Consider the following 23,678-nt stretch of genomic DNA (forward strand, 5'->3'; position numbering starts at 1 on the left):
GTCGCCGAGTCGAACGCGTCGCGGAACCGAACGTGGGATGCGGACTGCGGGATGGGACCGGTGGCCGGGGACGGCGCCGGATCCTCCGGCAGGAACTCCGCTCCCCCGGTCGCCGAGTCGAACGCGTCGCGGAGCCGTTCGAAGCGGTCGGCGAGGGCGGGGTCCGCGGCGCGGAGCCGGGTGAGGTCGCTGTCCGCGTCGAAGGCGTGGGACAGCAGCACGCCCCGGGCCTGTTCCAGCAGGCCGACGGCGAGGCCGGGGCGCCCGCAGCGCACCGCGCAGGCCGCGGCGGCGGCGCCCAGGCCCACCGTCCGGCCGAGCAGGAACTCCTGGTCGTCGCGGACCAGATGCCGGGGGGCCACGGCGGGCAGCAGATCGACGGCGGTGACATAGCCGTCCAGGGCGCCCGCCCAGTCGCCGAGCCCGGCCAGGACATCGCCCTGGAGACGGGCCGCTTCGAGCCGCTGGAACGGAGGGCACTGCTCCTCCCCGGCCGCCTGCCGGAACAGTCCCGCCGCCTCCACCAGCCGGTCCCGGTCCCGGCCCCGGGCCGACGCGTGGACGAGCCCGGCGAGCCCGAAGAGCCGCTGGGACCGCCGGGGGTCGCCGGGCGGGGTCAGATCGACCGCCTCCCGGTACAGGGCGACGGCCTCCCGGCGGGCGGTGGCGGACAGCAGGGCGCGCGGACTCAGCATCCGGGCGGCGGCGGCCACCGCCAGCGTGCCGGGCCGCTCCGGGGCGTGGGCGGGCAGCGCGGCGAGCAGTTCGGCGGTCAGCTCCCGCACCTCGCGCAGATCCTCGTAGCGCTCGGCGTGGCCCATGCGGGAGAGCAGCGCGACGGCGAGATTGAGGCGGCGCTGGTGCAGCCGCGGGTGGCCGGGCGAGGTGAGGGCGACGGCCTCGCGCAGCCTGGCCACCGCCCCGTCGAGGTCGGCGACGGGATCGGCGGCGCGCTCCGGGCCGGTGGTCAGGCCGATGCCGGTCGAACTGAGCAGCGCCGCGCGCAGATCGGGACTCGTACCGGGCAGCCCGGCGACCTGGCGGCGGTACGCCTGTGCCTCGCGCAGATCCTCCCCGTCGTCGGTGAGCCGGTGGCGCTGGCCCAGCCCGGCGGCGAGGTTGAGCAGCCGCAGCCCGAGCGTGCCGTGTCCGGGACGGGTGGCGGCGACGCAGTCGCGGAACGCCTGGACGGCCTCGTTGAGTTCCGCCGGTGAGCCGGAGCGCTGGTGGTGGGCGAGCAGGACGAGACCGAGGTCGTCCAGCGCGGTGGGCCGGTCGGGGTGACCGGTCGGCAGCCCGGTCACGATCGCGCGGAGCCGCCGCAGCGCCTCGTCCAGGTCGGCACCGTGCCGTGCGGGGTCGCGGGTGTACCGGGTGTAGAGGGTCATGGCGGCCACGAGCGGGGACGGACCGTCCGACTCGGGGCGCGGGGCGGCGGAATCGACGCCGCTGAGCGCGGCGGACCGCTCCAGGTCGGCGGGATCGCCGGTGACCAGGTACCGGGCGCGCAGGACGTTGGCGAGCCCGTGGGAGACGGTGGCGCGCTGCTCGTCGTCCCGCGCCGCCGGGTGCGCGCGCTCCAGCACCGCCACGGCCTCGTCGAGGTCGGCGGTGCCGCCGGTGTGCTGGGCGCGCAGGAGGAGCGCCGTCGCGAGACCGTGCCCGGCCGGTACGGGGCCCTGCGGGTGCCGGTCGTGGGCCCGCCGGCACAGGTCCACCACCTCGTCGCACTGGTCCGGCGTCGCCCCGTCGAGCTGACGCGCCAGCACCAGGGCACGCCCCAGCGAGACCAGCGCCGACACCTGCCCGTGGCCGCCGGGCGGCAGTTGGGCGAGCAGATCCCGGCCGATGCCGACGGCCTCGTACAGATCCTCCGGGTCGTACGACTCCAGATACCGCTCCCGGAGCCGGTCACCGAGAGCGGCGAGCGCGAGGAGCCGCTCGGGGGAGGCGGGGGGTACGGCCTTCAGCGCCCGGTGCGCGTGCCGGACGGGGTCGGGGTCGGCGCGGTCGATGTCCCAGGCGTTGTGCTGGACGTCCTGGGGGCGCGCTCCGCCGTCTCTGCCTTCTCTGCCCCCTGCGCCTCCCGCGCCCTCTCGGCCGCCTCTGCCGTCTCCGGCGCCTCTGCCGCCTCTGCCGTGGGCGCTAGGCGCCCTCTGTCCGCCCCCTACGCCGCTCCCGTCCGTCGTCGGATCGAACCAGGGCCAGTCCAGTTCCGCGAGGTGCAGCGCGCGGGCGAGGGTGCGGCGGCGCCGGTCGTGGACCGGGTCGTACGGCGGTGTGCCGAGGACCGAGAGGAACCCGCCGCCGATCCCGGCGGCCACCCGCAGGGCGCCCGGCAACCGGAGATCGGTCTCCGTGCGCGCGGCCAGCTCGTGGAGGCGCCGCGTCTCCTCGGAGGCGTCCGGCGGCGGACCGTGCTGCCGTCCCTCCAGCAGGATCACGGCGGTGGCGCAGAGCGCCCACCAGATCTCCGGGCCATCGGCGTCGGCCGGGTCGGGCCGGGTCGCCGGGTCGGTCGCGGCGAAGTGCTCGGCCAGTTCGGGCGGCACCGACCCCGGGTCGGCGACCCACACCGGGAACATCAGCGTCCCGGCCATCGCCCCGTGGACCGCGGCGCGTTCGACCGGCTCGGCGGCGGCGCGGACCAAGCACAGCAGCCCCGCCGCGTGCCGGGCCTCCAGGTCGGTCGCCGGATCGGTGGTGCGGAGCAGCCCGCTCAGCTCGGCGTCGGCGTCGGGCCCGAGCAGCATCCCGGGATCCAGCACCCCGAACGCCGTCCCGGCCCGACCGACCCGCCCCCGGACGGCCTCCAGAAACCACTCCCGGTCGTACCTCATGCGGCCTCCACCCTCAGCTCTCCGCCCTCCACCCTCAGCTCTCCGCTCTCCGCCTCCGCTCTCCGCCCTCCGCTCTCCGCCTCCACTCTCCGCCCTCCACTCCCCGCCTCCGCCCTCCACCCTCCGCCCTCCACTCCCCGCCTCCGCCCTCCACCCTCCGCCCTCCACTCTCCGCCTCCGCACTCCACTCCCCGCTCGGCACCACCGGCCCCGGTGCGCCCGTGCCCCCACCCTCAACTCTGCCCGGTTTCCGGCACACTTGGGGCCATGACCGCACCCGCCGACGAGCCCTCGCCGCCCGACCCGCGCGCGGCGGCGGCCCTGTGCACCCTGCTGAGCTCCCCCGCCGAACTGGGCGACCCCGCCGTCCGGGAGGCCGCCGAGCGGGCCCGCGACCTGCTGCGCGCGGGCGCGTCCGACGCCGAACTCGGCGCCGCGTACCGCGCCCTGGACACCGCCCTGCGCCGCACCGCGGACGCCCGCGGCCTGGTCTACGCCTCCCGTGGCACGAACGCCCCCGGCGTCCTCCCGCACCTCAGGGTCGCCGTCTGCCCCGGCCCGGCCCAGTGCCCGCGCGTGGAGCGGGCCCGCGATCTGTGGCCGGCCCCGCAGTGCGCGGTGAACGAGACGCGGATGCGGAAGGGGCGGTTGGGGGTGAGGACGTGAGAAGCACTCAAGTGGACGCCCCGCACCGGGTCCGCACATGAACCCCCTTCTCGCCACCCTCGGCGGCAAGCTCACCGAGCGCTGGCTGAATCTGCTGGTGCTGCCCGGTGCGCTGTTCCTCGCCGCCACCGCCGTCGGCACCACGCTCGGTCACGGCCACTGGAACGACCTCGACCGGCTGCGCGCCACCCTGGACGACCTGGCGGCCCACCCCGCCCTCGACCGCACCGGCACCGCCGCGCTGCTGATCGCCCTGGCACTGCTCGCGGCGACCGCGGCGTCGCTGGCCGCGCAGTTCCTCGGCGGGGGCATCGAGCGGTACTGGCTGCGGGACGGCCGGGACCGGCTCTCCCGTACCCTCACCGCCCGCCGCGCCCGCACCTGGCGGCGGCGGGACGACGCCCTCGGCGCCGCCGTCACCGCGCTGCGCCCGAGGGCCGACGGGCCCGGCGGCGCGGTCCTGGTCCCCGCCGACGCCCTCGCCGGGATCCGGGCCCGCACCGAGGCCCGCGACCGGGTCGCCCCGCGCCCACCGGCCCGCCCCACCTGGTACGGCGACCGGATGCAGGCCGCCGCCGATCGCGTGGAGACCGCGTACGGGGTGGACCTCGCGGTCCTGTGGCCGCGCCTGTGGCTGATCCTGCCCGAACCGGCCGTGCGCCAGATCCAGTCCGCCCACGACTCGTTCACCGCCGCGGCCCGGCTGGCCGCCTGGGCCGCCGGGTACGCCCTGCTCGCCTGCTGGTGGTGGCCGGCCGCGCTCGCCGCCGCGGGCTGCGCGGCCGTGGCTCACGTCCGCGCCCGGACGGCGATCGAGGCACTGGCCTCGCTGATCGAAGCGGCGGTCGATGTCCACGGCCGCGAACTCGCGACGAAGGTCGGCCTGCTGGCCCCGGAGACGGCGGGGCGGCTGGCGCCGGAGACGGGGGACGATCTGTCGGCGGTGTTCCGGAAGTCGGAGTGAGACAGGGGCAGTTGGCGGCCGGCCCCGGCGGCGGAAGCCGACGGCCGGGCGCCGCACACGCCCCCACCACCCGATCCCCCCACCCCCACCCCTCACTCCCCACCACAAACCACCCGAGGCAACCCGAGGCCACCCGCGTAACACAACCCCCACTCCCCCAAGGACCGATTGCCGTCAACCTTCACCCGTCTTGAGTCATTCTTTGCCGCTTCATAGCCTTCGACATACTTTCACTTGACGCTGAGCGGGAGGCGGGCGGTCCGCCTCGTCGCGCCCCTCGGGGGCCCGCGCCGCAACAAGGCCGGGCCGTGAGGCCGTTGCGCGATGCCCCGGCATAGGGAGTCCCGGCATGATGCGCCTTTCCCGAACGCTGTCCGCAGGATGGTTCGCGGCGGCGGGAGTCACCGCCACCACCGGCCTGCTCGGCGTCCTGACAGCCGCACCTACCGCTACCGCTACCGCGCTGACCGCTCAGCAGGTCTCCTGCGGTCAGACCGTCACGACGAACGTCGTCCTCGGCGCCGATCTGCTCGACTGCCCCGGCGACGGCCTGATCGTGGGCGCGCACGACCTCACCATCGACCTGAACGGCCACACCGTCGACGGAGTCGGCCTGGGCACCGGAATCCGCACCAACGGCTTCGACCGCACCACCGTCACCAATTCCGCGGCCACCCCGGCGGAGGTCCAGGAATTCGACCACGGCGTCCAGCTCACCCCCGGCACCTCGGGCACGATCGTCGAGAAACTCACCCTGCGGCTCAATGAATGGGCGGGCGTAGAACTCGACAACGCGGACACCGGCAACCGCGTACGGAACAACACCGTCACCCAGCAGTCCCAGAGAGGCATCGTCCTGAGCGGTGCCGATGGCAACACGATCGCCGACAACACGGTCGCGGCGAACCAGGGCGAGGGTGTCTACATCGAGAATTCCGCGAGCAACCGTATCGAGCGGAACAGCATCACCGACAGCGGGGACGCCGCCCTGGTCCTGGAGGGTTCCAGCACCAACACCCTCCTCTCCAACACGGTGGAGGGCAGCAGCGACGGGGCGATCGTCCTGCGGCTCGCCTCGGACGACAATCTCGTCCAGAGCAATTCCGCCACCCAGAACTCGGACGCGGGCCTGTCCCTCTCCGACTCCACCGGGAACCGCGTCCTTTCCAATACGTTCCACGGCAGCGGCGACAGCGGAATCGCCCTCCAATACGCCCACCACACCACGATCACCGGAAACGACGTCAGCGGAAATCCCGGCGGCATCGAGCTGAGCCAATCCGACCACAACGCCATCCGCTCGAACATCGCGAACGACACCACGGGCGACGGCATCAGCGTGGAATCGTCCCTCGGCAACACCCTGGAACTCAACCAGGTCAACCGCAATGACTCCCGGGGCATCTACGTCGTCGGCGAAGCCGCCACCGGCACCGGCAACCGGATCCTGCGCAACACCGCGAACGGCAACTCCGCGGACGGCATCCATGTCTCCAAGTTCATCCACACCCTCCAGGGCAACACCACCCGCGACAACCTCGGCTGGGGCATCTACGCCGAACAGGGCAACGCCGACGGCGGCGCCAACAGGGCGAGCGGCAACGCGGAGCCGGCACAGTGCAGCGGGGTGATCTGCACGCCCTGACGGACCCTTGGGCGACAGCACGGACTCGGCACGGCTCAGGGAGGGGGCCGCGACAGGAACCGCCCCGGCCCAGCCACCTCACGGGGTGAGCCGGGCGGTCGTCGGCAGTTCCTCCGGAGCCGTGTCGAGGTTGGCGCGCACCGAGAGCCCATGTACCACGGGCTGAACCAGTCCGGCAAGCACCACGGGGTCGCCCGATCACCCAACTCCCCGGCACCTTCGACCTTTTGAGGCCCCCCTTCAGCAACACTCCGCTCGTTCCACCGTGGAGAGCCTGAGGGTGGCGGTGAGGGCCCGCGTCGACGTTCCCGAGTAGCCGCGCGCCGCCAGAAGAGCCGCCCTCCTCGGGTACGGCCCCGTCGAGTGCCGGGCTGGACACTTGTCCCGCTACCCCCTGCCTACACCCCGCAGAGGCCACTCGACGGCGTGGGTACAGTGGCTCGCCTTCCCTTCCGGCCCCCCGACCGCACCCAGGCCGACCCAGTCGGTGAGAACACAACCGACGACGCACTCCCGATGTTCGACTGACCACCCCTCCTCTTTGCACCCTGTGTGTTCATCCCATTACAGTTCGCCCCGAGCGACCCGCTCGATGCCCCCGCACCATGGAGATGCGGCCTGCTCGCCCCAGCACAGCCGCGAGCCGCCGTGTCGCCGCACTGCGTTCCTCGGGAACGAGGCTGTCCACCACCTCTCCCCCAGGGCCGGATGATGCGCGGTTCGTGCGGCACCTGACGTCCACGGAGCATCACACCGCGGACCGACACAGGTGGAGGTCCTGGGCTCGACCACGCCCGCGTTCTCTCGCTCTGCCCGCCGTGTTCGCCACAGGGCAGCAAGCCGCCAGCACCGACGAGAGATCGACCGAGGGAGCGTGGTCCGGTGACCGACCCGACCAACCAACATTGGATTGCCCTTGACCAGGCACAGGTCAGCCTCACGGCTTCCGTGCTGCACCAAGCGGCTGTGGACTACCGTGCCACCGGCACCGCGAGCCACTCTCAGAATGACCGGTCGGCGGGCACTCTCGGACAGATGGCCGCTCGGTGGGCAGCGATCGCCGAGCGCGAGAAGCACTGCGACGTCGTCAGTATCCATGGCGAGCGGCTGTACAACGTTCCGCTCACGGCGGAGGAGTGGTACCACGTACGCGCCGCGCTCACCGAGTACGCCGCACGGTTCATCCGGGTCGTCGGCGACTCACCCGCGGCGCATGTGGACCGTCTGCGGGCGAGGCGCGCCCTGATCCTGTCGGACCGCATCACAGAGGCCCTCACCCGTGTTTGACATGCCTTCCGGCTCCGAGCAGCCTTCAGGAGACGTGGCGGACGAGGATGTCGTACCCGGCTGGCGGCCCCCCCTCTGTGTCCTGCCCCGCACCGCTGCGGTCGACAACCTCACCGGCTCCCTCATCAGGAAGGGACTCACGGAGATCGGCGCAAGGGCGCTGTCTCGCGCCGCCGTGCGGCCGGACGACATGCGCCGTAAGCTCGCCGAACCGGTGGAACTGCGAGTCCAGGGCGGAACTCTGCTGATCGCGGAGACCCGGCTGTGGTCGGCGGCGGTGCTCCCCCACCCGGCCAACCCCCGGGAGTACGGGCACCGGCAGTACGCCTTGGGCGGCGCCGGCACCTGGGGGACGACGATGAGGGAGCCATTGTCGTCCCCGTCCGGATCCGCCGAGCTGACAATGCATGTCGAGTCACCCGCTGTGATCGTCGGGCGCCTGGAGAGCGCGAAGAACCGGCTGCTCAGAGACAATCCGCTCGCTCAGGACATCGCCGTCGAGGGCGTTCTCCAGCCGCTGACCGTAGTGCCTCTGACAGTGACTCATGGAGGCAGTCATGCGCCATGCGCACTGCTGATCACCGCCGACGGGTCCAGTCGCATCAGTGCCGCGCACGAGCTGATGGGATACGAGCCCGCGCGGGTCGCCTACGAGTGGGGCGACGGCCGGATACTGCGCGGTGAGATCAGCCGGTGGACCCGTCTGATGCGGCGCCAGGGCTGGCAGGATCTCACCGAGGACGAACGCAACAGGCTTCGCGTCCTCACCGTACCCGCTCGGGTAGTCGTCGGCTTCTCCCCGAACACTCAATCGGACCAGGCATTTCACACAGCCGTCCGCAACTTCATCGGCCTCACCCACATCCGGCCGCCCCGTCCCTACGGAGCGGCGGTGGAGAACGAGGCCAAGGCGGACGCCGTCCTGGACAGCCTCGCCGACCCGGGGCCCTCAGGAGCCGCGCACATCACCGTCGCGCAGAAGGGGTGGTTCGCGGGCACCATTCCGGAGCGGGAGGTGGTCGCGGCCGGGCTGAGCGGTCAGTACGACGTCCGCGCCGCGGAGATCGTCCGGTCACTGCTCGGCGGTGGGACCAGAACGGCGCGGCGGGTCAACAGAGGCATCCGGGCCCTGACCGCCAAGCAGCGGCCCAAGCGGGAAGAACGGGTCGATGTCGTCGTGGAGTTGATCCTGCGGCCGGCCCGCACCGGTTCAAACGCGGACGCCGCGTTCCTCCGCCCGCGCCGCGCCGTACTGCAGCGTGCGTACCGGCTGCCCGAGATCGAGACTCTTCCGGCGGACACCCCACTGGAAGGAGCCAAGCCGAATGGCCGCACGCTGGAACAACTGCGCGACGCAGCGCTGGCCGAGGCGGCGGACGGGCTGGGTGACAGTGGCCGACTAGGTCCCGCGCAGACGGAACTCGCCGTGAAGGCCGCCTTCCACATGGCGATGGCCGAACCGATGGCCCTCCAGCGGGAAGTGTTCGGTGGCGGCGGGGACGACGACGACCGCGGGGCCGCCACAGTGCTGCGGGCCATGCTCTCCCGCCGTCACGGTGTTCTTCAGGCGTACGAGATCGTCCGCGCCGGACGGGGCGGCGGCCAGCTCCTCGAAGTGGACCATACGGGGGCCCCGGTCCTCGCGGACGACGGCCGGCCCCGCAGTCTCACCGACGCGGTGGTCCGGCACAGGTACGGTGGCGGCCCCTCCCCCGTACCGGACCACAAGGTGGGCTTCAAAGCCGCTTCCATGAGTTGGGCGAGCGTGCGGGAGAGCGCCGAGACGCTCCGCAAGAGCGTCTCGGCGATGGCTGCAGTCCCCTTGGAAGAGGATGGGCCGAGCCTCGTCACCTGTGACGGCTGGGATCCCGGACAGGTGAGGGAGGTACGCGACGCCCTCGACCGGATCAGCAGGAGCATCGCGGCATGGGCGGACCGGTACGAGGAACGGGCACAGGAGTCGGTCGAAACCTGACACCCGTGCCGCCGTGTCAGTCCTCGGAGGAGAGCAGTGCCTGTGCTTGCTGGTGATAGACCGCGAGCACCTCAATGCCGTCCGTGTCGCGGAGGATCTCCTCGCAGACGGCCCGCGCTCTTCCGTCGCCCCGGGCGAACAGCGCTGTCGCCAGATCGATGCGGAGGTCGAGCACTTCGGTGGCCCTCAGCCCGTACTGCCTCTCGAACGCGGGCAGCCGCTCGGTGAGCAGGTCGATGGCCTTGGCAGGCTCTTCGGTGAGCAGCCTTCGGGCGTCCCGATGCAGCTCCCTGGCGTCCGTCCTCAGCCGGAACGTCCGCGGGGTGGCCCCGGGGCGGGCCACCGCCGGGGCGCGGTGCTCCTCCGGGGCGAAGAGGGCACGGAACGGCCGGGTGGGGTCGCATGTCAGGAATTCGGCGGGGGGTGGGTCGCCCGGCGCGGGCAGATAGGGGCGCAGCACACGGTTCACCTCGTCCGCCGTGGCCGGCCGTGCCGCGGGGTCGACAGCGAGCAGCCGGTCGACCAGCTCCAGTACCGCGGGTGGCAGCGCAACCGTGAGAGTACCGAGCGGAGCGTGTGTGCCACGGCCGGACCTCTGGCGTTCCCAGAGATCCTGCTCCTGGGTGATCACCATACGGGCCGTGAGCATCTCGTACAGCAGCATGCCAAGGTTGTGGAGGTCTGACCGCCCGGTGGCCTCTTCGCGGTTGAACTGCTCGGGAGACATGTAGAGCGGGGTACCCACGGCGCTGCCCGTTCTCGTCAGCCGGCTGTCGCCGAGCTCTCCGGGCACGCGGGCGATCCCGAAATCGAGGAGCTTCGTATCGCCCCGCTCGGAAACCATCACATTCTCGGGCTTGACGTCGCGATGGACGATGCCCTCCCGGTGCGCCTCGGACAGGACATCGCAGAGGGGCACGATGACACTGGCTGCGATGGGGAGTTCGAGGACTCCGTTCTCCTGCATCAGATCGTGCAGCGACATGCCCGTGACGAGTTCCAGGACAAGGTAGAAATATCCGTCCTCGTCTCCCATGTCGTAAACAGCGGGCACTCCCACGTGGGTGAACCGTGCGGTGACCGCCGCCTCCTGCTGGAACCGCCGGAGCATCTCCCGGCGTCGCTGGGGTGTCATCATGCCGTCGGGAACCATGAACTTCACCGCGACCGGGCGCCCGAGCCGCTGATCGTACGCCTGCCAGACCATGCCCATGCCGCCGGGCTTGATCGGGTTGTCCAGCCGGTAGCGCGACCCAAGGACACGTCCCGCGCGGATCTCGAACCTCATACCACCGTCTCTCCGGATCATGTCATTCCTGCTCGTCGTCGACCGGGACGACCAGGCCCGCCGCAAGCGCTTCCGCAAGTCTGCGGGCCACCCGGCGGCCCTGATCGGCCATGGCGATCAGGGACTGCTCGAACCGGAAGATGTCCCGGAACGCCCCACCGATCGTCTGTTGTTCCTCCGGCATCAGCACCGGGAGGAAGAGATGCCCGGTGTCCAGCCGGGTCCGACGACCGGTGGCGCCGACCGATGCCCCGGGGCCTCCGGTCATGGCCCCCGCGAGGAACCAAGGGTCCAGGGAGGCGCGCTCGGGGCGCAGGACGGTGACCCCGGCTCCGGGCGCTGCACCGTACTCCCTCTCCTCGGCGGGACGTGCGCCCTCCGGAGCGGCGGCGAAGACCAGTACATCTCCCTCACCGATCAGCTCGGTCCCGGGCGCGTGGGTACGGCCGCTGGGCCGGGTGCGCGACAACCCGTCCTCCAGTGCGAGCAGCGGTACGCCGAGGGGCGCAGCCTCGGTGCTCTCTCGTGCCACGCCACCCCGCCAGACCCTCAGGGCGCCGGTGCGGATGAGGTCGTCCAGAGAGACGAGCGTCGTTGTCTCGGTCTCGGCCGAATCCGCCGGCATCACCATTGCGGGCTGGACGGCGGGCAGCGCGTCGGCGAGCCCCTTCAGCGACCGGAGCCAGGCCGCATGGTCGTTCTCCAGCACCGTGAGATCGACCGTGCCCTGCGCGGTGGTCCTGACGTGCCGCGCCGGTGTGATGTCGACATCGCCGCCGAGAAGGTCGGTCAGCGGCACGCTGCTGGCGAAGTCGTCGTCGACCGTTTGTCCGGCGCGGAACCGGTGCCAGACCGAAGACACCGTGTCGCGCAGCGCATCCCAGTCCGGCGCACCGACGGATGAGACCGCTTCGGTTTCCGTGATGCACTCGGCGTCGATGAACAGGACACCTTCCACCGGGGTCGCCACCCCGGCGGGTTCAGCGAGCCAGAGATGAACTCCCGGAAGGCGGGGAGAACCAGGTGGCAGGGCCACCACCGCGCGAAGCGTCCCACGACGGACCAGTTCCGCCCGGATGCGGCGTCCCGACGGTCTGGAGGCCACGCTCGCCGGCATCAGCAGCACGGCACGGCCGCCGTCATCGAGATGGGCCAGGGCGTGCTGGAGCCACGCGAGTTCCGGCTCGCCCTTGGGTGGCAGGCCGTAGACCCACCGTGTGTCGTAGGCCAACTCCGCCCGGCCCCAGTCCCGCTGACTCGCGGGAGGGTTGCACACCACGCCTTGGGCGCGTGCCGTGACATGAGCGTCCTCCAGCAGGGAGTCACCCGATGCCACGCCCACGGTCACACAGCCGTGCAGGCGCAGCCTCACTGATGCGATCCCGGCCAGGTCGGGGTCGGAGTCCTGCCCCAGCAGGATCGCCGTCCCGCTCTTCGCAGCTCGGAGGAGGAGCCCACCGGTCCCGCACGCGGGATCGAACACGGATGCCGGAGCAACGCCCGCAGCCGGACCGGCCAGCGCGCACATCAACTCGGCCACCGGGGACGGTGTCGCCTCGAACTGGCGCGCGTGGGCTTCCGCCCAACGCTGGACGAGTTCCTCGAATGCCTCGGCCGCGCCCAGGGTCTCTCGCAGATCGTCGAGGTCGGCGCCCAGAGCGGCCGGCACCCCCTCGGTGAGGTGAGCGGGCGGCTCCTCACGCAGGAGACGGAATCCGGCTGCGGCGAGTATGGCGCCCGGACGCGCGGGGTCCCGCGCCGCGTTCATCGTCCGCCACACCTCGTCGGCCGGTGTGATCCGCACCGGCCTGCCGTGCTCTTTCAGCCAATTCACCACTTCGGACAGCAGGAACAGCGGACTTCCCGCCGTACCGCCCACCGGGCTGGGAAACTCCGCGTACCTACGGCGCCAGTTGCTCACGGCCGCCGGACCGACCCCGGCGATCCGGGCAATGTCCGCCGCCGTGACCGTGGGTTCGCTCGCCATCGTGCCCCTCCTCGCTCACCAACTCCGCATGATCCTATCGCGAACCTTGTTGATAGACATCACCCGAATTAGCTAGTTGACTCTATTCACAAGACCATGCTCCCATGGAGCATTCCATCAAGGCCAACGCCACGGAGAGACACATGGCGACTTGGACACCACCACCCGGAAGCACCTGGCCCACCTCCAACCGGCTGATCCGCATGTTCGCGGGCTCCTCCCTGCGCCAGGACAGCGGTCGCTGCCCCTACCGGACGGCCATGAAGGCCCGCACCGGCCTGCGGCTCCCGCGAGGCCCGCTCGCCACCTACAAGACCGACCCCCGTGAGACGTTCAACCTCGGGCCGACCGGTACGGCCCTCGACCTGATCGAACATGACGGCATCGAACCCGAGGAGGCTCTTGGCAGGGCTCTCGCCGCCACGGCCGAACACCCCGAGGCAGACCCCGGGCTCACCGCATGGACCCGGTTCGCGGTCGAGCACTTCCTGCGTGGCAGACCCCGGGACCTCCTGCCGCTCGCCGGTACCTGGATCGTCGTCACGAAACTGGAACGACAGGACGCCCGCGGAGCCAAACGGTACGAACAGTGCGTCTGGGGGCGCTCCTACATCTCGGCGGACGGTCGCGTGCGGGAACTGTGCGTACCCGTGGCACGGCACAAGGACGAGCTGCGCTCTGACCGGAACGCCGACGACGACGCCGACCGCGCGGACCGGGCCGCAGCAGCCTATGTCGTCGGCTTCGGGCATCCGTACCGCTTACCCGGGCAGCGTTCGTGGAGCAGCGATGCCCAGCCCCTCCAGGACGCCGGTGAGGCGGCCCGGTCGCGGCCCCAAGAGGTGCGGATCAGCGAAGTGAGCTGTCTCGACGGGACACGTCGGGAACTGCTTCGCGACAGCATCGCGGAAATCGAACGACGCTACGCCGACCACGGGGCCCCTCAGTTGACGGCAGCCGTCTCGGGGAACACCTTTCTGCCCGGCAACGACTGCGCGGACTGCAGGTACGCGCCCACCTGCCCGGCGCTGAATCGACTCGGCGGGATTCTCGGTATCGAGGACGACACGAAACCCCGCCGCTCCTGGTCGGTCACCAACGGCCGCTCCTACATGGGCCGCCCCGGACGCGACGAGAGCTGCCCGGCTCGGGAGCGTCTGCGTCGCCTGCGGCTGCCCGACCCGGAGGGACGCTCCCTGACACCGCAAGTCGTCCGCGGACACGCGGTACACGCGTGGATTCAGGAGCGCCACGAGAACCATCCAGGGGTCGCCTGCCGGCCCGAGGACGCGCCCGACGGGAGGACGAGCTGGTCGGTGGGGCGCTGGACAGTGCCGCAGGAGCAGGCAGAACTGGGCGCTCAGATGGTCGCAGCACATGCCCGTCACTGTCCCTACCGGCTCTCCAGCGTCGACGAGGTGATCCACGAGCGGACACTCGTGCTGCATGACACCGCGGCGGACGTCCTGGTAATCGCCAAGACCGACATGCTCTACCGCGACGGACCGTCCTGGGTCTACCGGGAGACCAAGACGGATGCCCGGCGCCGGCCGCCCATGGATACCGGCACCGGCATTTTCCGGGAACGCCCCCAACTCGCACTCGCCGTCCTGCTCAGCACCAGCTCCCTTGTCAACGACGACACCTCCGGGGCCCGGGTGGAGCTGGAAGTCCTCGGGCCTGCCGGGGGGCTCACGATCATCGACCCGTTCGATCCCGAGAACCGAACGGCGGCCCGCCAGGCCATCCACGAACTGTCCGCCGCATGGCATGCGGACACCACGGCTCCGGCCCGCCCCGGCGCACACTGCCTCACCTGTGACATGGCTGCCTGGTGCCGTCCGATCGCCCCGTCCGAGCTCCTCGCCCCGGAGGGCTGAGATGCAACGCGACCGAGCCACCCCTGCCCCAGCGTGGTCGGAGCTGGAAGGCATCCGCCTGCTCAGAGGCGTCGCCACTGCTCTGGTCCGCCTGGGCGATTCCTACGGCACGGAGTCCCTGAGCCATCCGTACCCCACCGAGGCGCAGCAGGCACTCGACACCACCGTTCTCGCCTGTCTCCTGCTCAAGGCCGATCCCCCCGAGAGCCTGCCCGATCTCATCGAGTGGGCGGCAGACCGTCCCGTCGAGGCATGGCCGTTCACCCTCCCCGCCGACGCCATCCGCTTCGGATCACGGTTGCTCGACAGGGACACCCGCCAGCCGACCCAGCTCTGTTACGAATGGGCCGTCGACGGGGAGAGGTCAGCCGCGCTCTCCGAACAGCCGTTCATGACCGCGGCGGCCAGACGCTGCCGGGAGGAGGACTATCCGGAGGCTTACCAGGCCTTCCGCCGTCTGCTGATCCGACGGCCCGTCCTGACCGACCGTGACCTCGTCACCCTCCCCGGCGCCCCTCTCGGCGAACTGGAACCGCTCAGAGATCTTCTGCGCGACATCTACCAACCGGTACCCGCTTCCTACATCCACTCCGGGCGTGGAGTCTGCACCGCGTGCGACCGCTGCGGAACGCTGCTGCACCCGACCACGGAGGGCGGGATGTGGTGCGAGCGACCAATCTGCCAGAAGCGGGACTCCGTCCGGGCCGGCCGTGAGTACCGAACTGATCACGACGGAGGAGTCCACCTGCTGATCCGGCCGCTGCGCCAGTGGGTGTCCGCCCCCGGAATCCAGGAGTTGCAACTGGCTCGGAGGATGGCCAAGGCAGGGGCGGACGTCGAACTGTGGCCCGATTACGGCGCCTACGGAATGCGGGTCCTCCTGGCCGACGGCACGGCATGGGCCGTCGAGCACAAGGACTGGACGACCCCGGCTCTGCTGGGCCGACGGGCCGCCCCACCGGGATCCGGCCCGCCTCATGACCGGTGTGTATGGGTGGTTCCGGCCGCGCGACTGAGTGAACAGCCGAACTTTCGCGCAACGTTCGAGAGGTACCGGCAGGGCGCGTCGCCGCTTCTCATGTCCGACAGAGAACTCGTCCTGGCCATCCGCGAAGCAAGCACCTCCGTGCCTTCCGGGCGCCGCTCCGATGCATCCGGCACCCGTTCCCCGGACGACGAACCGACGGGAGCCCTGTTCTGATGCGCGACCGAACCTTCTGGAAACCCCACAGCGTCAAGGAAATCCGCAACAACTGGCCGACCGACCGCAAGCCCTCACGCGCCACCCGGCTCTTCCGTGTCGAGCTCGGCCTCTACCTGCTGGAACGGCTCTGCCCGGAGGAACCGGCCATCGCCGTGTGGCCCCTGCTGGGAGGCTACCCGTTCGCGCTCGTCCGGGAGAGGACACCGGAACGGGAGCGGACGCTCCGCGTGGCCCGGCACCTGCTGTGGACGCTCCGGCGTCCCCGCACCTGGGAACGCGCGCTGCGGCAGTACGCGTCCTTCCCCGTCGAGTTGCGCGGCTACCGCATCCCCGACTTCAACGCCCCCGCGGTGCGGAACGAACCGGCGGTGCTGACCGGACGATGGCAGGAGTACGAACAGGCTCTCGCGTCCGCTCCACCCTTCCATCCGCGGACAAGACTGGCGATCGCACGCACCGGAAGGTCGTACCGCTTCCCACAGGGCAAGCTCCTCACCTCCGTCCGGCTGCCGCAGCACCTGCCGGTCGCCACCATCCGACGGCATGAGCTCGTTCCCCCGCCCACCGCGGGAGATCCGATCAGGACGACACTCGACGGTCTCCTGGCGACGGCCAAGTGGATGGACCAGAAGCTCGGCGTCACGGACCCGCGGAAGACATGGGAGCGGCGCGTACAGCGGATCAGTCTGGATGTTCTCGACTCCGTGCGAGAGGAGTTCCGGTCGCTCTCCACGAGCGACACCTTCTCCATCACCGGGCTCTTGCATCTGGTGGGCATGGTCGGCGCAGGCAAGAGCACGCTGCGCGATGTACTGACCGTGCAGGTCGTCCGGGATGGACGGCGGGTCACCATCGTGGTCGGCGACGTGGCCGAGCAGCTCAGACTGGTCGAGTTGTTCCGCGAGCTGGAGCTGAAGGTCGCGCCGGTGCTCGGTGTCTCCACCCGGGCCCGGAACGTCCAGCGTATGCACCGCAGGCTCGCCGGTTCCGGCGCGGGGCCTCTGCTCAGTCATGACGCACAGCAGTTCAGGTATCTCAGTACGGCATGCCCCCTCGATGCGCTGCGGGGCAGCGAGGCGCTTCAGCCGCTGGAAGTCTCGGACGCCCCCTGCACCCGGCTCCAGCCGACAAGCCCGGCGTCGAACGGGCTGGAGAACGGGGAACAGCAGGAGTCGGGCACGGATCACACCGTCGTGGCAGGACCCGACGCTTCGGCCGACGCGGCCACCGGGCGCGATGACCGTCCGAGCAACGGGGAGGGCTGTCCACTCTGGGGAGCCTGCCCCCGGCACCGGGGTGCACACGATCTGGTCGACGCGGACATCTGGGTGGCCAACCCCGCCAGCCTCGTCTACGGGCTGACGCCCCGCCACCAGAACCGCGAGCGGGCCCGTTTCCTGGAGGTCGCCTGTGTCCGGAGCGATCTGATCGTGGTCGACGAGGCGGACCGCGTGCAGATGCAGCTCGACTCGATGTTCGTGCCCTCGGCAACACTCGTGGGCCGGGCGCCGGACTCCTGGCTCGACGCGCTCCAGACGCACACCACCGGCGAGTTCGCGCGTAAGGGCCGACTTCAGTTGTCCGAGGCGGAGGTGGACCGCTGGTCGTCCTCCCTGACGGCATCGACCGCGGCCACGAACCGGCTGTACTCCATGCTGATGCGTCACCAGAGCCTCCGGGACTGGATTCGGCACGACTACTTCAGCTCCTGGACCCTTCAGCAGAAGCTGCTCGATGCCTGGTTCCCCGTGCCGAAGGCCCGCTCAAGCGCCCCGGACGACGAGGCCGACGACGAGTACGAGGACGAGACCGAGGAGGAGGCCCACGACGAGGACGACCTCGGCAATGAGCCGAGCGGGCCCGCCGAGGGACCCGAGGGGCGGGCCGACGACGAGCGGACCTCCGTCACCGCGGTGCTGGACGCCTTCCGTGACGACCCGCTCGGAGGACACCGGACGGACGATCCCAAACTCACCGCGCTGATCGATCTCGCCCGTGCCCTCCTGCACACACTGGACGAGGACGCCACCCGTGCCCAGGCCGTCGAGACACTCACGCAGGTGTCCGGCATCCCTCATGGGGACGACGAGCACTCTTGCCACAGAACGCTGCGCTTCGAGTTCACCTTGCTGGTCTGCGTCCTCCAGCAGCGTCTCGACGTTCTCACCGAGTTGTGGCCGGCGGTGGAAGCCACGCTCAGTCTGGAGACGACGGACAATCAGCTCTCCCGCCGGCCTCCGCTCGACTACGGCCCTCTCCTGCCGGAGTCCCCGATGGGCAACATCCTGGGTTTTCAGTTGCTCACCGAGAACCTGGACGACGAAGCGCCCGCCGGAGCCGAACTCCGCTTCTTCCGCTGCACCGGCGTGGGCCGTGCCCTGCTCACCGGGTTGCACCAGGTCAACGCGCTGGACGGCAGCCCTACCCCTCATGTGCTGCTCATGTCGGGCACCAGTTGGGCCGGAACCGCCGCGGGGGCACACGTACTGGCGCCTGTGGGGGCCATCCTCAAGGCCTCACCCAGGGATCAGGCCGCGCTGCTCCGGACCACATTTCGCAAGGTTTTCGTGACCGGGCCCGACGGCAAGCCGCTCCATCTGTCCGGAACCCGTCCCGACCTGCGGCCGAAGGTGCTGGAACACATGCTCGAAGGGCTGGCCCGGCCACGCGAGGGAGCGCTGGAGAGCACTTTCGAGGAGGAACTGCGACTTATCGGTGGTCGCCACCGAAAGCGGCTGCTCCTGCTCGTGGGCTCGTACGAGGAGGCGCGTCGGGCCTTCGACGTCCTCAACGGCATGCCACCGTGGAAGGGCAAGGTGATCCGGCTGATCCCGGACGACGCCGAACTGGAGGTGTCGTTCGGCGGCGCCGATCCCGGCGATCGCACCGCGGGCGCCGCGTCGGGGACGCTGCCCCGCGGGGAAGTCGCGGCATTCGGAGAGATGGACGCGAAGATCCTGATCGCCCCTCTGATGTCGGTGGAACGCGGTCACAACATCCTGAACAGCGTGGGCCAGGCGGCGATCGGCTCCGTCTTCTTCCTCGCACGTCCCCACCCTCGCCCGTACGACATCGGCATCGCCGTTCAGGGCATCAACAGTTGGGTGACGCGTATGACGGCACCCGACGGCGGGTTCGCCGACCTGGTCTCGGCGGCTGCCGACCTGGACGAGGCGGGCCGCTCGTTCCGCCGGGCGGCCCGTATCCACTGGAAACATCTACTGACCCGCAACATGGCCTGGCGGGCACTGGACGATACGGAGAAAGTCGCCTTCACCTGGGACCGGCTCGTGGTGATGTGGCAGGTCATCGGACGCCTGGTTCGTGGTGGGGTCCCGGCCCGTGTGGTCTTCGTCGACGCGCGATTCGCCGAGCGGGAAGCATCGGGCCGTGGCGAGGACGACTTCCGTTCCGGTCTCCTGGCCAGCCTGCGCCATGTACTCGCCCCCTACTTCGACGAGAAGGGTCCACACACGCGGGCCGACCGACACCTCGTGACGACCCTCTACGAACCGCTCTACCACGCGCTGGACACCGTCGCCCCGTACCGGCCCGACACCCCGCGCCGCACCGCCGGAGGAACCGCATGACGCCCTTCAAGGCCATTCGTCTCGCGCGCTACGCTCCTCTCCCCGAGGCGAACTGGACGGTCACGTACTACACGTTGTCCCTTCCGGAACGCCACCGGAAGCTCCTGCTGGACCTGTACCGAAGGAGGCTCAGCAAGCCGGACGCCTGCCATGGCGTACCCGTGCGTCGACTGAACGGGCTCTTTCAGGCGCTGGCTCCCGAAGTGGTCTCGGTGGCGAAGTGGATCGATGTCACCCGGGACGAGCCCTGGCTCTATGCCCGGGTACCGGTCCCGCGTGACGTCCTCACGGCCCTGCTCACCACCTGGGTCCGGGACCTGTGTCCCGAGCACCGCACGCAGGTCCGCGATGTTCTGCAGGAGCTGCGGTTCGACGAACTACGCTGGGAGAAGCGGGACGTTCCCCTGCTGTCCGAGACCATCACGGCCGGCGGGACGGCGGACCCTGAGGACCGCCTCTACCAGTTGCTGCCCGACGCGCTCGCCGGCCTGGTGCTGGAGCAGGCTGAACCGTTCGCCTACCCCGGCGGAACCCTGGCCTTCCGCGGAGTGGCCCGCCGTCCCTCCGATCGGGGTGCGGAACTGCTCTCCTGGCCTCCCGACCAGTACGACGACAGCAAGGGTCGGACATGGTGGTTCTCGGCGGTACTCACCGTGACCCTCCAGACCGTCCCGTTTGCCGCTGCCCCCCAGATCCATGTGCGCTCCGGAGTACGGCGGTGGGCGACCAGGACCGGACAGAACGGTCTATATCTACCGGCTCGCCGGGCGGCATCCGTGTACCTGCTCGCCGACGCGCCCTGGATCGACGCCGATGCGACCGGGGCCGCCTCCGCCCGCTTCTCCGTGGCACGTCTGACGTACGACCGCGATCTGAAAGGACGGCGCTGGGAGGCAGGTGGTCCCGACGGCATGCTCTCGCGGCTCCGTCTCCGCGAACCGCTCCCCAAGCCGGAGGAACTTCTGCGTAACCCTGCGGGCTGGCTGAACCCGGCCCGCAAGGTCACCGCGGCCGTGGTGCACAGCACCGCCATGGGCCATCACGGGGTGAAGTCCGGGCTCATGCCCGGGGACCGGGTACCACTCATGGAGTGGTTCGAACAGGCACTGCCGGAAGGAGTGGTACGGGTACCCGATCACGTACACGCCGACCGGTACCCCCGCCAGCGGGCGCTCCCCCGCCGGGGCGCGACGACTCCCGGTGCCAGGGAGGCCGAGGACACAGCGGCACTGCGCGGTGAGGTGGCCGACGCCCTCGAAGGGCGTCCGCTGCGTCTTGAGTTCCTCTGGCTCACCGAGCCCAACCGGGATGCAGGAGTGCAGGCCCTCCGCACCGTACTGGGGCTCCCGGACGAGGAAGAGTCCACGACGCCCGCCGAGAAGGTGCCGGAGAACTGGACCATCCGGACCTGGCGAACCCCGGAGTTGACGGTGGAACTCCGGCTGGCCCAGGTGGGCGGGCTGGCCGATAGGCTTTCGGTTCCCGTTGACGGCCCTGTACGCACCGATGCCCTGCGCGCCGCACTGGCAGCCCGCCGTGACCAGGTGGTGCAACGGATGCCGAAGGGACTCACCGAGAACCGGGTGACTCTGGCGCTGGTGGAGATCCGGGACAAGGAGACGTACACACCGCGCTCCGCAGACCCCAAGTTTGCGCTGCGCCTGGGGTTCCGCGATGCCGGGCGCGTGACTCAGTTCGCGGTGAATCCACGGCGGCCGATCGGTCGCCCCTCCCAGCGGGAGAAGGCCAGGGCGATGAAGTTCGAGTCCTGCTGGAAGGACGGTCTGCGGCAACTGGGCCACCGCGCCGTACCCGAACACCGACTCGGTCCTGTCGTGCCCGCGGACACCCAGTACGCGGCTCTCTGGCTGGTCAGGAGACGGAGTGATGGGCCGACCCAGCAGGCGGGCCTGGTCCCTGTGGCGGTGCGGGTCCGGCCCACCGAGCCGCCGGCGGAACGGATCACCGGCTGGGACCACCGATCCGGCACCTGGGTCCCCTATCCGGAGTTGCTGCTGCGTCTGGCCGAATGGGCGGAACTACCCGCGGCCGAGGACCACGACGACGCCTCTGGCGAGGTGAGGGACGAGTCCGCCGATACGGACGACATCGCAGGCTCTCAGGAGTCGGACGGTCCGGGGACGGAATCGAGCAGCCGTATCGAAGAGCGCCGTATCGCGCTGGCTCCGACCATCCAGGAAGTCCTGTTCGGCCTGCGCGACCGGCCCACGCTCCTGCTCCTCCATGCCCAGAACACCAGGGAGTTGTGGCCATGGCTGCAGAACGGGCAGATCCAGCCGGATCTGATCCAGCTCCATGGCAGACGAGCCGACAGGGTGTCGCTCCAGGGCCCCGGCCTCCGAGTCGTCCGTGTCCGGGACAACACGGGCAACGAGACACCACAGTGGTGGGGTCACGAGGAACCGGTCGGGGACCCGGCCGACTCCGGAGGAAAGCCGAGAATCGGCCTTCCGACCGGCCTGTGGAAACGGCCCGACTGCGATCCGCGGCATCGGGTGTTCAGCAGTACCAGCGAGAAGGGCGGTCCGGGCCAGCAGGCGTCCGTGGCAGCATCACGCTGGGCGCTTCGCCCCGGAAAGTCGGGCCTGACCATCGACACCGCACGGCAGGCGTGGAACCCGGCCTGTCTGGAGCTCGTCGTCGCCGCCTGTCAGTCCGACGACGACCCGGAACTCTGGGCGGCGCTCGCACACGGTTTGCGGCAGTCACCCGGACGCGATCCCCTGCTCGCCCTGCCGCTGCCCCTCCAGCTGGCCCGCAAGGCAGCCGAGTACGTCCTGCCCACCAAGCAGGACCAGATCTCGGAGCCGGCGGAAGAGGACGAGGCGGTTCAACTCACCTTCGACCTGGGCATTTTCACAGACGACCTCGGAGCACCCACGGAATGAACCGTCCCACCCCGGAGCCTGTGCCCGACCTTCATGACATGTGGGCCGACGCCCATGTCACCTATGCCTGCCCGATCGGCCCGGACACGGAGCGCCTCAGCGGACCACTCGCCGAGCAGACGGCCGCCTGGCACGCCCGGCTGACCGATTCCTCTCCCAACGGGACCCTGCTGCTCCGCAACGGCATGTTCGACTCGCTGCGGAATGCCGACACACACCATCTGCTCCATGTCACCCCGTCCATGGACCGCATCAGGCGTACGGGCGAATTACGCCCTTCCGGCGGATGTCTGGTGGGCAGCGTCTACTGCGCCCCGCTGGCTCCCACGGCCAGCGGCCTGCGTATGCACAACCTCGCCGAGTTCATCCTCACCAGGGAGGTTCCGACCACCTTGGCGTACTCCGGGCGCCCCGGACGCACCGCCACCCCCCTTGTACTGGAGGTCGACCAGGCACGCCACGGCTTTCGCGGTCTCAGCGGTATCGACTACTTGCGACTGGGCCCCATTCATCTGCGCAACCACCTGAACCGCGAGCATCTGATGTGGCCCCGGGAACGAACCCAACTGCACGAGGAAGTGCTGGGCCGGGTCAAGAACTCGGTCGACTTCCTGCGATTGGCGGCGGCGGTTGCCACCGCCCCGGAACCGGCGGAGCACGCCGCCTTCCCCCGCCTACTGGCCGAGACCCTTCCGCGGCTCCCCGTCCTGGGCTACGTCTACTTCGAGGCGCTGTCGGAGTACCTCATGCTGTACTCCAGGTCCGCTCGGACCCGGCGGCTCGCGGAGCACGGAGAATTCAACAACTGGCTCTCCAAGCGGCTTCTCTTCGAAGGATTCCCCGGCACGACCGGGCGATTCGACCTGACCCGGTTCCGCCTCGACTTCGCCCGCCTGGACGGCTTCCTCACCCGCATCGACCCGACGATCGAACCGGCTCACGCCCGCGCTCACCTCACCGCACGCATCAGCTACCTCACTGTTGCCCGCCTCCTCGGTCCGGAGGTCCTGCCCGGGATGTGGCATCGCGTTCGTTGGAATCTCCCCCATGCAGCCAGGTTCTTCGGGCCTCTGCTGGGGCATCTCATCCACCGCGAGCTTCGCCGTTTCGACCGATATCCGGACTTCCATCGCTTCTACGACGGGAACCAGGCTCTCCAGGTGTGGAACTACTGGAACCAGCTGGGCATCGCGCTGCCGTTCAATGGCACATTCCCCAAAGGAGAGATCGGAATCAACCCTGCCTACCCCGAATTGAGCTACCGCGTATGGAAGGCGGAGTTGGGAGACGATCGCCTTCTGCACCTGACCGAGCGGCTACCCCTGCGCCTCACTCCACATCTGGTGGGCCCTCAGCACACGCTCATGCGTTCCAGCAGTCTGCCAGCCAAGAGACGCCGTCTGCCGAAGCGTCGCTCACTCGTCGACAGCGGCATCTGATGTA

The 23,678-nt window shown here is 70.3% G+C and carries 13 protein-coding genes; 10 read left to right on the top strand and 3 right to left on the bottom strand.

Annotation, left to right across the window (positions count from 1 at the left end; all coding sequences use genetic code 11):
- Positions 1-2,840: CHAT domain-containing protein (locus tag ABZX40_RS22735; RefSeq protein WP_355741014.1), on the bottom strand; the 2,840-nt coding region annotated here is incomplete at its 3' end.
- 267 nt (positions 2,841-3,107) lie between these two features.
- On the opposite strand from ABZX40_RS22735, the gene ABZX40_RS22740 reads away from it, so the two are divergent.
- The 5 genes from ABZX40_RS22740 (at position 3,108) to ABZX40_RS22760 (ending at position 9,377) form a co-directional block, all read left to right on the top strand.
- Entirely contained in the window at positions 3,108-3,506 is a 399-nt protein-coding gene (locus ABZX40_RS22740) for a hypothetical protein (protein ID WP_355741012.1), read from the top strand.
- Between the two features lie 37 nt (positions 3,507-3,543).
- Positions 3,544-4,470: a hypothetical protein gene (locus ABZX40_RS22745; protein WP_355741010.1), complete on the top strand. Its 927-nt coding sequence runs from the start codon at positions 3,544-3,546 to the stop codon at positions 4,468-4,470.
- A gap of 349 nt (positions 4,471-4,819) precedes the next feature.
- On the top strand, positions 4,820-6,115 hold the full coding sequence (locus tag ABZX40_RS22750) for a right-handed parallel beta-helix repeat-containing protein (RefSeq protein ID WP_355741008.1): 1,296 nt from the start codon (positions 4,820-4,822) through the stop codon (positions 6,113-6,115).
- Between the two features lie 882 nt (positions 6,116-6,997).
- Positions 6,998-7,402, top strand: a complete 405-nt coding sequence (locus ABZX40_RS22755; protein WP_355741006.1) for a hypothetical protein — start codon at positions 6,998-7,000, stop codon at positions 7,400-7,402.
- A 1-nt stretch (position 7,403) separates the two neighbouring features.
- Positions 7,404-9,377 (top strand): hypothetical protein, encoded by a 1,974-nt coding sequence (locus ABZX40_RS22760; RefSeq protein ID WP_355741004.1) that lies wholly within the window; start codon positions 7,404-7,406, stop codon positions 9,375-9,377.
- A 16-nt stretch (positions 9,378-9,393) separates the two neighbouring features.
- On the opposite strand, the gene ABZX40_RS22765 is transcribed toward ABZX40_RS22760, so the two are convergent.
- Positions 9,394-10,665, bottom strand: coding sequence for a serine/threonine-protein kinase (locus ABZX40_RS22765; protein ID WP_355741002.1), 1,272 nt, complete (start codon positions 10,663-10,665; stop codon positions 9,394-9,396).
- A gap of 22 nt (positions 10,666-10,687) precedes the next feature.
- Positions 10,688-12,652 (bottom strand): N-6 DNA methylase, encoded by a 1,965-nt coding sequence (locus tag ABZX40_RS22770; protein WP_355741000.1) that lies wholly within the window; start codon positions 12,650-12,652, stop codon positions 10,688-10,690.
- Between the two features lie 104 nt (positions 12,653-12,756).
- Between ABZX40_RS22770 and ABZX40_RS22775 the strand changes: the two genes are divergently transcribed.
- The 5 genes from ABZX40_RS22775 to ABZX40_RS22795 are packed head-to-tail and all read left to right on the top strand — an operon-like array spanning position 12,757 to position 23,674.
- Positions 12,757-14,532 (top strand): PD-(D/E)XK nuclease family protein, encoded by a 1,776-nt coding sequence (locus tag ABZX40_RS22775; protein ID WP_355740998.1) that lies wholly within the window; start codon positions 12,757-12,759, stop codon positions 14,530-14,532.
- A 1-nt stretch (position 14,533) separates the two neighbouring features.
- Entirely contained in the window at positions 14,534-15,733 is a 1,200-nt protein-coding gene (locus ABZX40_RS22780; RefSeq protein ID WP_355740996.1) for a Fis family transcriptional regulator, read from the top strand.
- Positions 15,733-19,326, top strand: coding sequence for a signal recognition particle (locus tag ABZX40_RS22785; RefSeq protein WP_355740994.1), 3,594 nt, complete (start codon positions 15,733-15,735; stop codon positions 19,324-19,326). Before ABZX40_RS22780 ends, ABZX40_RS22785 begins: the two co-directional genes overlap by 1 nt.
- Entirely contained in the window at positions 19,323-22,235 is a 2,913-nt protein-coding gene (locus ABZX40_RS22790) for a DUF3962 domain-containing protein (RefSeq protein WP_355740992.1), read from the top strand. Before ABZX40_RS22785 ends, ABZX40_RS22790 begins: the two co-directional genes overlap by 4 nt.
- Positions 22,236-22,273: 38 nt before the next feature.
- Positions 22,274-23,674 (top strand): hypothetical protein, encoded by a 1,401-nt coding sequence (locus tag ABZX40_RS22795; protein ID WP_355740990.1) that lies wholly within the window; start codon positions 22,274-22,276, stop codon positions 23,672-23,674.
- The last annotated feature ends 4 nt before the right edge of the window (positions 23,675-23,678 follow it).

This window comes from Streptomyces sp. NPDC004610 (assembly GCF_040609715.1).
Classification (GTDB): domain Bacteria; phylum Actinomycetota; class Actinomycetes; order Streptomycetales; family Streptomycetaceae; genus Streptomyces.

What these genes read in the sequence shown, in the direction of transcription:
- ABZX40_RS22750 (WP_355741008.1), top strand. Translation starts at nt 4,820, where the DNA reads ATGATGCGCCTTTCCCGAACGCTGTCCGCAGGATGGTTCGCGGCGGCG.
- ABZX40_RS22770 (WP_355741000.1), bottom strand. Translation starts at nt 12,652, where the DNA reads ATGGCGAGCGAACCCACGGTCACGGCGGCGGACATTGCCCGGATCGCC.
- ABZX40_RS22775 (WP_355740998.1), top strand. Translation starts at nt 12,757, where the DNA reads ATGGAGCATTCCATCAAGGCCAACGCCACGGAGAGACACATGGCGACT.
- ABZX40_RS22745 (WP_355741010.1), top strand. Translation starts at nt 3,544, where the DNA reads ATGAACCCCCTTCTCGCCACCCTCGGCGGCAAGCTCACCGAGCGCTGG.
- ABZX40_RS22780 (WP_355740996.1), top strand. Translation starts at nt 14,534, where the DNA reads ATGCAACGCGACCGAGCCACCCCTGCCCCAGCGTGGTCGGAGCTGGAA.
- ABZX40_RS22795 (WP_355740990.1), top strand. Translation starts at nt 22,274, where the DNA reads ATGTGGGCCGACGCCCATGTCACCTATGCCTGCCCGATCGGCCCGGAC.
- ABZX40_RS22740 (WP_355741012.1), top strand. Translation starts at nt 3,108, where the DNA reads ATGACCGCACCCGCCGACGAGCCCTCGCCGCCCGACCCGCGCGCGGCG.
- ABZX40_RS22765 (WP_355741002.1), bottom strand. Translation starts at nt 10,665, where the DNA reads ATGAGGTTCGAGATCCGCGCGGGACGTGTCCTTGGGTCGCGCTACCGG.
- ABZX40_RS22760 (WP_355741004.1), top strand. Translation starts at nt 7,404, where the DNA reads ATGCCTTCCGGCTCCGAGCAGCCTTCAGGAGACGTGGCGGACGAGGAT.
- ABZX40_RS22785 (WP_355740994.1), top strand. Translation starts at nt 15,733, where the DNA reads ATGCGCGACCGAACCTTCTGGAAACCCCACAGCGTCAAGGAAATCCGC.
- ABZX40_RS22790 (WP_355740992.1), top strand. Translation starts at nt 19,323, where the DNA reads ATGACGCCCTTCAAGGCCATTCGTCTCGCGCGCTACGCTCCTCTCCCC.